The organism is Streptomyces sp. NPDC000151 (assembly GCF_040301705.1).
Classification (GTDB): domain Bacteria; phylum Actinomycetota; class Actinomycetes; order Streptomycetales; family Streptomycetaceae; genus Streptomyces.
Genome location: NZ_JBEPFC010000194.1, coordinates 1 through 12466 on the forward strand (window position 1 = coordinate 1; position 12466 = coordinate 12466).

At 73.3% G+C, this 12466-nt stretch carries 7 protein-coding genes; 2 read left to right on the forward strand and 5 right to left on the reverse strand.

Going from position 1 to position 12466, the window contains the following annotated elements; all coding sequences use genetic code 11:
• Positions 1 to 124: 124 nt before the first annotated feature.
• Positions 125 to 889: an HNH endonuclease family protein gene (locus tag ABT381_RS32645; protein ID WP_351600626.1), complete on the reverse strand. Its 765-nt coding sequence runs from the start codon at positions 887 to 889 to the stop codon at positions 125 to 127.
• Positions 890 to 1156: 267 nt separating this feature from the next.
• Here ABT381_RS32645 and ABT381_RS32650 point away from each other — a divergent pair, with 267 nt between their 5' ends.
• On the forward strand, positions 1157 to 2665 hold the full coding sequence (locus ABT381_RS32650) for a DUF2079 domain-containing protein (protein ID WP_351600628.1): 1509 nt from the start codon (positions 1157 to 1159) through the stop codon (positions 2663 to 2665).
• Between the two features lie 91 nt (positions 2666 to 2756).
• Here the strand turns inward: ABT381_RS32650 and mfd are convergent, their stop codons facing one another.
• A complete protein-coding gene (mfd, locus tag ABT381_RS32655) occupies positions 2757 to 6293 on the reverse strand; it encodes a transcription-repair coupling factor (RefSeq protein WP_351600631.1) in 3537 nt (1178 codons plus the stop codon).
• A gap of 331 nt (positions 6294 to 6624) precedes the next feature.
• Between mfd and ABT381_RS32660 the strand changes: the two genes are divergently transcribed.
• Positions 6625 to 8370 carry an MFS transporter gene (locus tag ABT381_RS32660; RefSeq protein WP_467754530.1) on the forward strand — a complete coding sequence of 582 codons (1746 nt, stop codon included), beginning with the start codon at positions 6625 to 6627 and terminating at the stop codon, positions 8368 to 8370.
• Positions 8371 to 8397: 27 nt separating this feature from the next.
• On the opposite strand, the gene ABT381_RS32665 is transcribed toward ABT381_RS32660, so the two are convergent.
• The 3 genes from ABT381_RS32665 to ABT381_RS32675 all read right to left on the reverse strand — a co-directional run.
• Positions 8398 to 9633: a coiled-coil domain-containing protein gene (locus ABT381_RS32665; protein WP_351600634.1), complete on the reverse strand. Its 1236-nt coding sequence runs from the start codon at positions 9631 to 9633 to the stop codon at positions 8398 to 8400.
• 174 nt (positions 9634 to 9807) lie between these two features.
• On the reverse strand, positions 9808 to 10743 hold the full coding sequence (locus tag ABT381_RS32670; protein WP_351600643.1) for an LCP family protein: 936 nt from the start codon (positions 10741 to 10743) through the stop codon (positions 9808 to 9810).
• A gap of 220 nt (positions 10744 to 10963) precedes the next feature.
• The coding region (locus ABT381_RS32675; protein ID WP_351600637.1) for an SUKH-4 family immunity protein at positions 10964 to 12466 on the reverse strand (1503 nt) is incomplete at its 5' end.

Below are 12466 nucleotides of genomic sequence, written 5' to 3' on the forward strand. Positions count from 1 at the left end.
CCTCGGGCAGCCGGCCCGGTCGCCTCGGGCAGCCAGCCCGGTCGCCTCGGGCAGCCAGCCCGGTCGCCTCGGGCAGCCAGCCCGGTCGCCTCGGGCAGCCGGCCCGATCGCCTCAGGCAGTCGGCTAGTGCGCGTGGAAGCGGGACGGGGCCTCGGTCGGGTTGCCGCCGGCGGGGAGCTTCTCGGTCGGGCAGGTGTTCAGTACCTTGCCCATCGCCGCCTTCTCCGCGCGCGTCACCCACAGGCCGTACTTCTTCTTCACCGCGACCTGCCGGGCAACGTAGTCGCAGCGGTAGCCCTTGTTGGCCGGCAGCCAGGTGGCCGCGTCGCCGTCGCTCTTCTGGCGATTGGCGGAGGCGCCGACCGTGATGAGGTTCAGCGGGTCGTTGGCCAGCGCGATCCGCTTGCCGGCCGGCCACTGCTGGGCGCCCTTCTGCCAGGCGTCCGACAGGGCCACGACGTGGTCGACGTCCACGAGGCTGCTGCCACGCCGGAAGATCACCCGCTGCCCGGTGTAGGGGTCCTTCGCCAGTTCGCCCGAGGACACCTTGCAGTGTCCGTCCTGGTAGTGCACCTGCGTCAGGTCGCGCTTGAGGATGTCCTCGCGGGTCGGGCAGCCGTTGCTGTCGGTGTCGGCCCAGGCGGTGCCGAAGCGGTCCCGCTCGTACCCGGTCTTCGGGGCCCGGCCCTTGACCGTGAGCGAGCCGACCGCCGCCAGCGCACTGCCCGGTTCGCCCGTCGCCGCGGGAACGTCCGGGCTCCGCTTGCCGTCTCCTTGAGTGCTGCCACCGGACGGGTTGCAGCCGGCCAGGGCGAGGGTCGCGGCCAGGGCCGTCGCGGAGAGCGCGGCACGGCGTACGGGAAGCGCGGACCGTATCAAGGGAGACATCCAATCTTCGGTTGCATCAAGGCGATCTTCGGCTGCGGCACGGTGGCCGGGACGGGTGCCCGCCCCTTGGTGACCGTACGTCTCGTCGGCCACCTTGTATGACGGGCCGTCCGATTCGATGGTTTCGAGTACCTTTTCGGAAGTTGTGACGGCAGAGAGCAGGCGCAGGAGCAGGAAGAGAACAGGAGCAGGAGTAGGAGCAAGAGCGAGAGCAGGGCAGAGCAGAGCAGCACGGGACCGGACTAGCGAGGAAGAGTAAGGATCCGCATGGACACGGCCGCAGCAACCGCGACGGGCGAGGCCGGCGCACGGACCCCGGCCGCGGCCGACGGCCGTACCGGACGCGTGCCGGGCCGACTCGGTGTGCCGGGCCGACTCGGTGTCCGGGTCGCCGCGTTGCGCGCCCCGCGCCTGGATCCGTACTGGACGGCCGCCGTCCTCTTCGCCCTGTTCGCCACGCTGTCCGTGCAGCGGTACCGCACCATGGGCACGATCTCCTGGGACCTCGGGATATTCGAGCAGGTCGTACGGTCCTACGCGCATCTCCGGGCGCCCGTCGCCGACCTCAAGGGCCCCGGCGCGAACATCCTCGGCGACCACTTCAGCCCGGTACTCGCCCTGCTCGCCCCGCTCTACCGGCTGCTGCCCTCCCCCGTGACCCTGCTCGTCGTGCAGGCCGCGCTCTTCGCGCTGTCCGCCGTGCCCGTCACCCGGTGCTCGGCCCGGCTGCTCGGCCGCCGCGCCGGGCTCGCCGTCGGCGTGGCGTACGGGCTGTCCTGGGGACTGCAGCGCGCGGTCGACTTCGACTTCCACGAGATCGCGTTCGCGCTGCCGATGATCGCCTTCTCGCTGGAGGCGGTGATCGGCAGGCGCTGGACCGCCGCGGTGTGCTGGGCGGCCCCGCTGGTCCTGGTCAAGGAGGACCTGGGGGTGACCGCTGCGGCCGTCGGCGTGATCGTACTGATCCGGGCCCGGCGGGCGGTGCCCGCTGCCGTGGCGCTGGTCCTCCTCGGCCTCGCCGCCACCGCGCTCACCCTCGGCGTGATCATCCCCGCCTTCAACGGCACCGGCTCGTACGACTACTGGACCAAGCTCAGCGGCGACGGCGGCCCGGCACCGCTCATCCCCGTGGGCACGGCCGTCCGTACGCTGCTGTGGATCCTGTTGCCCACCACCGGCCTGCTGGCCCTGCGCTCACCGCTGCTGCTCGCCGCGGTGCCGACCATCGGCTGGCGCTTCGTCTCGCACGACGACCACTACTGGGGCACCGACTGGCACTACAGCGCCGTCCTGATGCCGGTGGTCTTCCTCGCCCTGGCCGACGTGCTGCCCCGCTTCCGTGTGAGCGCCCGCCCCTGGCTGCGCAGTTACGCCGCGCACCTCCCGGCCGCCGCGCTGGCCGCGGCCCTCGCGCTGACCACGACGCTGCCGCTCGCCCGGCTCACCGAAGCGGACACCTACCGCGCGGATCCCTCCGTCGCGCAGGCCGAGGCTTTGCTCGGCCGCATCCCCGACGGCGCCACCGTCGAGGCCGACGTCCGGCCGCTCAGCCGCCTCACCGGCCGTACGACGGTGTACTGGATAGGCGACACCCGCGGCATCGCCCCCGACTACGTCGCCGTCCAGCTCCGCGACGGCCGGACCACCCCGCAGGCCCTCGCGGACGCCGGCCACCGCCATCCCGGCGCGGTGTACGTACCGGACGGCGAGGCCGGCGGCCTCACGCTCCTCAAACGCGCCACGAAAGCCACCACGGACAGCACCACGAAGAACTGAGACGAAGGGCTGAGCGGCGGCGAAGCCCGAAGCGCCGCCGCCGCGGCCCGGCTACGGTCCCGGAACCGACGTCAGGGTCCCGGAACCGACGTCACGAGCCCAGCACCGACGTCAGGAACTCCCCTACCCAGGCCAGCAGTTCGCGGCCGACCAGGGGCTTGCCGCCGATCTTGCCCGTGGCCGGGCGGGGGACCAGGACCTGGTGGGTGGCCGGCTTGATGACCGTACGCGGGTACAGCCGCTTCAGCCGCAGCTCCTGGGACTCGCGCAGCTCCACGGGGCCGAAGCGGATGTTGGAGCCCTGCAGCGTGATGTCGGTGACGCCGCAGGCGCGGGCGAGCATCCGCAGGCCCGCGACCAGCAGGAGGTTCTCCACCGGCTCGGGGAGCTTGCCGTAGCGGTCGGTCAGTTCCTCGCGTACCGAGGCGATGTCCTCCTCGGTGTTGGCGGAGGCGATCGCGCGGTACGCCTGCAGGCGCAGCCGCTCGCCGGGGGCGTAGTCGTGCGGGACGTGCGCGTCCACCGGCAGCTCGATCTTGACCTCCAGCGGCGGCTCCTCCTCCACGCCGCCGTCCAGCGCGGCGCGGTAGTCCGCCACGGCCTCGCCGACCATACGGATGTACAGGTCGAAGCCGACGCCCGCGATGTGGCCCGACTGCTCGCCGCCGAGGAGGTTGCCCGCGCCGCGGATCTCCAGGTCCTTCATCGCGACGTACATGCCGGCGCCCATCTCCGTGTGCTGGGCGATGGTGGCCAGGCGCTCGTGCGCGGTCTCGGTCAGGGGCTTCTCGGGCGGGTAGAGGAAGTAGGCGTAGCCGCGCTCGCGGCTGCGGCCGACCCGGCCGCGCAGCTGGTGGAGCTGGGAGAGGCCGAAATTGTCCCCTCGTTCAACGATCAGGGTGTTGGCGTTGGAGATGTCGATGCCGGACTCGACGATGGTCGTGGCGACCAGTACGTCGGACTTCTTCTCCCAGAAGTCGACCACGACCTGTTCGAGCGCGGACTCGGACATCTGGCCGTGGGCGGTGGTGATGCGCGCCTCGGGGACGATCTCGCGCAGGCGGGCCGCGGCCCGGTCGATGGACTCCACACGGTTGTGGATGTAGAAGACCTGGCCCTCGCGGAGCAGTTCGCGACGGATGGCGGCGCCGATCTGCTTCTCCTCGTACGGCCCGACGAAGGTGAGGACCGGGTGCCGCTCCTCGGGCGGGGTGGTGATCGTCGACATCTCGCGGATACCCGTGACCGCCATCTCCAGCGTCCTGGGGATGGGCGTGGCCGACATCGTCAGCACGTCCACATTCGCGCGGAGCTTCTTCAGCTGCTCCTTGTGCTCGACACCGAAGCGCTGCTCCTCGTCGACGATGACCAGGCCCAGGTCCTTGAACTTCGTCTCGGAGGAGAACAGCCGGTGGGTGCCGATGACGATGTCGACCGAGCCGTCCTTGAGGCCTTCCAGGGTGGCTTTGGACTCGGTCTCCGTCTGGAAGCGGGAGAGGGCGCGGACGTTCACGGGGAACTGGCCGTAGCGCTCGGTGAAGGTGCCGAAGTGCTGCTGGACGAGCAGCGTGGTCGGCACCAGTACGGCGACCTGCTTGCCGTCCTGGACGGCCTTGAAGGCGGCGCGCACCGCGATCTCGGTCTTGCCGTAGCCGACGTCGCCGCAGATCAGCCGGTCCATCGGGACCGACTTCTCCATGTCCTCCTTGACCTCGGCGATGGTGGTGAGCTGGTCGGGCGTCTCCGCGTACGGGAACGCGTCCTCCAGCTCGCGCTGCCAGGGGGTGTCCGGGCCGAACGTGTGGCCGGGCGCCGCCATCCGGGCGGAGTACAGCTTGATCAGGTCGGCGGCGATCTCCTTGACGGCCTTCTTCGCGCGCGCCTTGGTCTTGGTCCAGTCGGCCCCGCCGAGGCGGTGCAGCGTCGGGGCCTCGCCGCCGACGTACTTGGTGACCTGCTCCAGCTGGTCGGTGGGGATGTAGAGGCGGTCGCCGGGCTGGCCGCGCTTGGCGGGCGCGTACTCGACGAGGAGGTACTCGCGGGTGGCGCCCTGGACCGTACGCTGCACCATTTCGATGTACCGGCCCACGCCGTGCTGTTCGTGCACGATGTAGTCGCCCGCTTCGAGGGTCAGCGGGTCGATGGTCTTGCGGCGGCGGGCCGGCATCCGCGTGGCGTCCTTGCCGGCCGCCTTCTGGCCCGAGAGGTCGGTCTCGGTGAGCACCGCGAGCTTGAGCCCCGGGTCGACGAAGCCGTTGTCGATCGAGCCGCAGGAGACGTGCACGAGGGACGGCGAGATCTCCGCTAGCTCCGAGTCCAGCCGCGCGGCGATGCCCTCGGCGCCGAGCACCTCGACCGTGCGGGCCGCGGGGCCGTGGCCCTCGGTGAGGTAGACCGTGCGCCAGCCGTCGGCCAGCCACTGCTTGGTGTCGGCGAGCGCCCGCTGGGTGTCACCTCTGTACGACTCGGGGGCGTGCATGCCGAGCTTGAGGGTGTCCCCGTCCGCCTCGCCCGCCTCGTCGGCGGCGAACTGCGAGACCGACCACCACATCATGCCCAGCTCACGGGCGCGGTCCCGGACGTCCGCGATGCCCCACAGGGAGGCCGCGCCGACATCGATGGGGGCCGCGCCGCCGCCGGCCGTGGCCGCCCAGCTCGCCTGCAGGAACTCCTGGCTGGTGGCGACCAGGTCGGCGGCGCGCGTCCGCACCCGCTCCGGGTCGCAGACCACCGTCATGGAGCCCGCCGGCAGCACGTCCAGCAGCAGCTCCATCTCGTCCACGAGGACCGGCGCGAGGGACTCCATGCCCTCTACCGCGATGCCCTCGGCGATCTTGCCGAGCAGCTCGCCGAGCTCCGGGTGCTCTTCGGCGAGCGCTGCGGCCCGCTCCCGTACGGAGGCGGTGAGCAGCAGCTCGCGGCAGGGCGGCGCCCACAGGCCGTGCGCGGCGACCTCCAGGGACCGCTGGTCGGCGACCTTGAAGTACCGGATCTCCTCGACGTCGTCGCCCCAGAACTCGATCCGCAGCGGGTGTTCCTCGGTGGGCGGGAAGACGTCCAGGATGCCGCCGCGGACCGCGAACTCGCCGCGCTTCTCGACCAGTTCCACGCGGCTGTACGCGGCGGCCGCCAGGCCGTCCACGATCTCGCCGAGGTCGGCGCTCTCGCCCGTGCGCAGCGCGACGGGCTCCAGGTCGCCCAGCCCCTTGACCTGCGGCTGCAGCACGGAGCGCACGGGCGCGACCACGACCGAGACCGGGCCGGTCGCCGGGTCGTCCTTGCGGGGGTGGGCGAGCCTGCGCAGCACGGCGAGGCGGCGGCCGACGGTGTCCGAACGGGGCGAGAGGCGCTCGTGCGGCAGGGTCTCCCAGGAGGGGTACTCCACGACGCTGTCCTCGGGGAGCAGCGAGCGCAGCGCGGCGGCCAGGTCCTCGGCCTCCCGGCCGGTCGCGGTGACCGCGAGCACCGGGCGCTGGGCGTCCCGGGCCAGCCCGGCGACGGCGAAGGGGCGGGCGGCCGGCGGGCCGACCAGGTCCACGTGGCGGCGGTGCCCGTCGGTGGCGGCCTCGACCGCTTCGGCCAGCGCCGGGTCCCGTACGACGGCGTCGAGCAGTCCTGTCAGGCTCATGAAAAGGCTTCCGTCCCAGGGAGTCGGACAACGCGGTGCCGCCCTGCGGCGGCTCGACGGCCGGCACCGCGGGCGGGCCAGGATCTCCCAGCGTACGCCCGGCCGCGGTGCGGATGAGGCCATCGGGGCGGTTCGCGAGCGCGGTACCGGCGCACCGCCGCTGTGGCTGGTCGCGCGGTTCCCCGCGCCCCTGAGGGCGCCCTCAGGGGCGCGGGGAACTGCGCGCTCGGCCACGACGGCGCGGCACCGTCTCGACGGGCGAGAAGCCCCGTACCGCATCCCGACCGCGCGTGGAATGGTGTCCCGTACACGGATCGGCGGAGGGGGCACGGTGAGCGGTACCGGCGGACGGACGGAACCGGAGCGGACGACAGGCGCCGCGCCAGAGGCGCCGGAGGCACCGCAGACACCGGAGGCACCGCAGACACAGGAGGCGGCGCGCACTGCGGAGGCGCCGGACGTACGCCTCGGGCCCGCGCCCAACAGAGCCGCACCCCCGTCCTCGGCGCCCACGTCCTCCACCTCCCCGGCCACCCGCCGCGGTCCCGTCGTCGCGGCCCTCATGCTCGGCATGGCGCTGGCCGCCCTGGACTCCACGATCATCGCCACCGCCGTCCCGCAGATCGTCGGCGACCTCGGCGGCTTCTCGGTCTTCTCCTGGCTCTTCTCCGGCTATCTCCTGGCCGTCACCGTCACCCTGCCCGTCTACGGCAAGCTCTCCGACACCTTCGGCCGCAAGCCCGTACTCGTCGCCGGCATCGTGATCTTCCTCGTCGGCTCGCTGCTGTGCGCGGGCGCCTGGAACATGGCCTCGCTGATCGCCTTCCGCGTCCTGCAGGGCCTCGGCGGCGGCGCCCTCCAGGGCACCGTGCAGACCATCGCCGCCGACCTGTACCCCATGAAGGAACGGCCGCGCATACAGGCGAAGCTCTCCACCGTCTGGGCCACCTCCTCCGTGGCCGGGCCCGCGCTCGGCGGCCTGCTCGCGGCGTACGCGGACTGGCGCTGGATCTTCCTCGTCAACCTGCCGGTCGGCGCGATCGCCCTCTGGCTCGTCCTGCGCCACTTCTTCGAAGACAAGAGGGGCTTCGAGGGCCCCGCGCACCGCGCCCGCACCACGCGCCCGGTCATCGACTGGCCCGGGGCGCTGGCCGTCTTCGCCTGCGGCGGGCTGCTGCTGACCGCGCTCGTCCAGGGCGGCGTCGCCTGGCCTTGGCTGTCCGCGCCCTCGCTGCTCCTACTGGGCGGCAGTGCCGTGTGCGCGGCCGTCACCGTACTGATCGAACGCCGCGCCGCCGAACCGATCATTCCCGGCTGGGTCTGGCGCCGCCGCACCATCTCCACCGTCAACCTCGCGCTCGGCGCCCTCGGCCTGCTGATGGTCGCCCCGACCGTCTTCCTGCCCACCTACGCCCAGGCCGTCCTGGGCCTCGGCCCCATCGCGGCCGGCTTCGTCCTCTCCGTCATGACGCTGAGCTGGCCGATAGCCGCCGCGCTCAGCAGCCACGTCTACAACCGCGTCGGCATCCGCAACTGCGCGCTGCTCGGCATCGCCGCCGCCACGCTGGTGCTGCTCGCCTTCCCGCGGCTGCCCTACCCCGGCGCGGCCTGGCAGCCGGCGCTGCTCATGCTCGCGCTGGGCGCCACCCTCGGCCTCTTCCAGCTGCCGCTGATCATCGGGGTGCAGTCCTCCGTCGGGTACGCCGAACGCGGCACCGCCACCGCCTCGATCCTCTTCTGCCGCCAGGTCGGCCAGTCCGTCGGAGCCGCGCTCTTCGGCGCCGTCGCCAACGCCACCCTGGCCGGGCGGCTGGCCGACGCGCCCGCGGGCATCCGCGCCGGGCTGCCGGGCGACCTGGATGCCGTCTCCCGCGCGCTGGAACGCGCCGGCACGCTCACCGAGCAGGCCGCCGACTACCTGCGGCGCGCCGTGGACGCCACGGTCGAGCACGTCTACTACGGGGCCGCCGTCGCCGGGCTGCTCGCACTGGCCGCGCTGCTCTTCGCCCCGCGCCGCTTCCCCGTCCACGCGGACGCGCGGGGCGAGGCGGAGGCCGGGCCCGCCGAGAAGGGCTGAGGCGGGCGGTCGGGCGGGGCGGGCGGCTCAGCCCTCCGTGCGCGGCAGCTCGGTCTCGAGCGTGTCCTCCTCGTCGGGGTCCACACCCCGCTTGGCGGGGGCCTCCTCGGGAGCGGGCGCGGACGCGGCTTCGGGGGCGGGCGCGGCTTCGGTGGCGCGGATCCCTTCGTACGCAGCGTCCGCACCGCCTCCGTACGCAGCGTCCGCGGCTCCTTCGTGCGCGGCGCCCGGAGCCTCTTCGTACACAGCGTCCGCAGCGCCTTCATACGCGGCGTCCGAAGCCTCTTCGTACGACGCGTTCCCGTCCTCTTCGTACGGCGTCTCGGTGTGCCCCCGTACGCCTTCCCCGCCGTCCGTCGCCACGTCGTACACGTGCCCGGAGTCGGGGTCCTGCGCGGCCACCGGGCCACCTGAGCCGGCCGGGTCCGGCTCGTGCTCCTGCTCCGCCGCCTCCGGGTCCTTGCCCATGAGGGTGGCCAGGCTGCTGCGTACGTGTGCCATGTGGGAGCGCAGCTCCTCGCGGCGCTCCTCGTGCTCGCGCAGGACGCGTTCCGTGGCGCGTTCGACGCGGGCCGCCTCCGCCTCCGCCTCCGCGATCATTTCGGAGGCGCGGGCCGCGGCCTCCTCATCGATGTGCCGCGCGGACTCCTCCATCTTGGCGTAATGACGCTGCACCTCCACGATGCGCGCCTCGCCGCGCTCCTCCAGCTCCGCGATCCGCTGCTGCATGGCCAGCTCCCGGTCGGCCAGCTCCTGCTCCGCCGCCGTCCACTGCTCGGCCAGGCTCTTCTCCTGGTCCTCCAGGACCTCCGCGGTGCGCCGGCGCATCTCGCGGAGCCCCTCCTCCGCCTCCTGGCGCACCTCCTCGGCGGCTCTGGCGGCCTCCTCGACCGTCGTCCGCGCCTCGGCCTGTGCCGCCTCCTCGGCGCGCACAGCGGCGTCCTCGGCGTCCTGGCAGACCTTGAGCGCGTACGCGTCGGCGGCGTCGCCCTGCTCCCGCCCGTAGTCCGCCGCCTCCTCCCGCAGCCGCTCGGAGTCCGCCGCCGCTTCGGTGCGCAGCCGCTCCGCCTCGGACTCCACCGTGGTGAGGATCAGCCGGGCCTGCTCGCCCAGGGATTCGTACGTCTGGGGCGGCATATGGGCCAGGTACTCGCGCAGCCGCTCCAGCTCGGCGGTCATCTCGTTGGCCAGCACAGTGAGGCGGGCCGCCCGTTCCCAGCAGGAGTCGCGGTCGACGGAGAGCCCTTCGACTCTGCGGTCCACGTCCACCGGACGGTAACCACGCCCTCGTACGACCTCGAATCCGTGAGGCGACACCGATGCACTCATCCCTCAAAGCCCCTCTCCGACAGTGACGTGGTCCGGCGCACATCTTTGTTGATTGTTCCGAAGCGCCCATAACGCGACACTCCGCACCTATCACTGCCCAAGGATGCGTTACTTTTCGGCAGAAGTCGGAATCGGCTCGTCGGCACGCAGGGCACGGAACAGTCGCCGCGCCCGCTGCGCGTCCCACAGGATCACGTCCCCCGCCCCGGCGACCTCCGTCCCCGGACCGGTCACCGGGACCGTCGTGGCCGTCCCCGAACCGTTCGCCACCTGCTTCATCGACAGTCCCATCTGCGTCAGGTCCACCACGCCGGTCCGGTCGTCCACCCGCAGCGCCGCCAGCGCCGCGCCCAGCGCCGGCACCGTCCGGAACGGGTTCAGCAGCGTCCCGGGGCCGAGCATCTTCTCCGACACCGCGCTGATCAGCGCCCGCTGCCGCTCCACCCGCCCCAGGTCGCCCTTCGGGTCGCTGTAACGGGCCCGTACGTACGCCAGCGCGCGCGTGCCGTTCATCTCCGAGCAGCCCGCCGGGAAGTCGGCGCCGGACTTCTCGTCCTTCAGCGGCGCGTCCAGGCACAGCCGCACCCCGCCCAGCGCGTCCACCACCCGGACCAGGCCGAGGAAGTCGACCTCGGCGTAGTGGTCCAGTCGCAGGCCCGTCGCCTGTTCGACGGTGCGCGAGAGCAGCTTCGCGCCGCCCAGCCCGTACGCCGCGTTGATCTTGTTCTTGCCGTGTCCCGGCACCGCGACGTAACTGTCCCGCGGCAGGCTCACCAGATACGGGCCGCTGTCCCCGTAGTGCAGCAGCATCACCGTATCGGTGTTGCGCACCGCGTCATGGCCCACGTGCAGCTCCTGCTGCTGGCGGGGGGTCAGATCGCGCCGACTGTCGGAGCCCACCAGGAGCCAGTTCGTACCCTTGCCCGCGGCCGGCCGGTCCGGATAGCCGCTCAATGCGTCCATCTGGCGCAGCTGCCCGCCCGCCCAGAAGAACAGCGCGACCGCCAGCGCCAGGGCCAGCAGCACCAGCACGGTCACCAGCAGCGCGATCCGGCGCGGCCAGGACCACCCGCGACGGCGCCGCCCGCGCCCCGAGCGGTACAGCGTCGACGAATTCGGCTGCGGCGGCGAGGGCGGGGGCGGGGGCGGTGGGGCCATACCGGCATGATCGTGGCGCCCGACCCGCCTCGCAGGTCGAGCGCCACGTATGACACACCGTCACAGCCGTACGGGCGACACCGCGCTCAGCGCCGCCGCCCCACGGCTACAGGAGGCCGTCCCACATCTGCTCCAGCAGGACCGACCACCAGGTCTCCGGGGAGCCGAGCGCCGCCGGGTCCAGCGAGGCCAGCTGCACCTGGAAGTCGGTGGTCCAGCGGCCCGCCTGCTCCGGGGTCAGCCCGTACCGCAGCCGCCACATCCGGCCCAGCATCGCCATGCAGCGCACGAACTCCGGCAGCCCGGTGTTCACGAACTGCGGCGTCGCCGCCTGCCCACCGGGGCCGGCCTCCAGCGGCACCGCCACGATGTGCGCCGTGCCGTACTGCACGCACAGCTGACGGCCGAAGTCCGAGCCCATGACCAGGTACGAGCCCGCGTCCGGAGCCGGCTGCACGCCCCGCTCCTGCGCCAGCTCCGCCAGCGTCGGCACCGGACGGCCCGGCTGCGCCTGGCCCCAGAAGAACGGGCCGAAATCGACCGGCACGCCGGCCCAGACCAGGGTCTGCCCCACCACGTCGGGCACGCCCTGCCGGGAGACCGCCCGCTGGTCGAAGCGGAAGACCCCCTGCGGCCCGAACGCCTGCTCCAGCTCCTGCCCGATCATCTGCGGCGGGACCGGCGGCGCGAGCTGGATCTGCGACGGGTGCGGCAGCGGCACGCGCACCGGCGCGGGGCGCGCCGGGCCGTCCGCCACCTGATGCAGCTCGCCCTGATGCTCCACCAGATGCCGTACGCCCTGCTGCCGCGAGGCGTGGTCGTGGCCGTACGCGGCGGTGTGGCTGATCCGCACCTGCGGCCAGGTCTCCCGGATCATCCGGGCGCAGTAACCGCCCGGCAGGTCGCAGGACTCCAGCTCGGTGTGGAGCTCCAGCACCTGCTGCGGCGGCACGTTCAGCGCGCGCAGCTCGTGCAGGATCTGCCACTCCGGATGCGGCGTACCGGGCGCCGAGCGCCGGATGACCTGCTGCTCGGAGCCGTCGGGCGCGCGGTAGCGCAGCACGGCCATGTAGCCGGGGCCGACGGTCGGCTGACCGGTCGGCGGCGCCTGCGGATAGCCGTACGCCGGCGGCGGACCGGCCGGGGCACCGGGCTGCCCCACAGGAGCGGCGGGCGGCGGCATACCGGGGCCGGGGGGAGGCGCGATACCGGGACCGGCGGGAGGCTGCGCACCGGGAGCGGCCGGAGGCGGCATACCGGGGCCGGCGGCAGGCTGCGCACCAGGGCCGGCGGGAGGCGGCATACCGGGGCCCGCGGGCGGCGGCGTACCGGGGCCCGCGAGCATCGTCGCCGCGGCGTGCACGCCGCCACCGGGAGCGCCGGGGGCTCCGGGCGGCGGGGTCGCCGGGACACCGGGCGGCGGCGGAGGCGTACCGGGCCCTGTGGCGCCGGGCATACCGGGCGGGGACGGGGGCGGCGGCCCGTCGCCCCCGCTCTTCGCCGCACCGGCGTTGCCGGGCAGCGACGAGCCGTCGGCCAGCATCGTGGCAGCCGCGTGCACGCCACCACCGGGGGCGCCGGGCGCACCGGGGGCAGCCGGCGGGCCGGG

Coding starts and splice junctions, on each gene's coding strand:
- ABT381_RS32650 (WP_351600628.1), top strand. CDS start 1,157: ATGGACACGGCCGCAGCAACCGCGACGGGCGAGGCCGGCGCACGGACC.
- mfd (WP_351600631.1), bottom strand. CDS start 6,293: ATGAGCCTGACAGGACTGCTCGACGCCGTCGTACGGGACCCGGCGCTG.
- ABT381_RS32645 (WP_351600626.1), bottom strand. CDS start 889: ATGTCTCCCTTGATACGGTCCGCGCTTCCCGTACGCCGTGCCGCGCTC.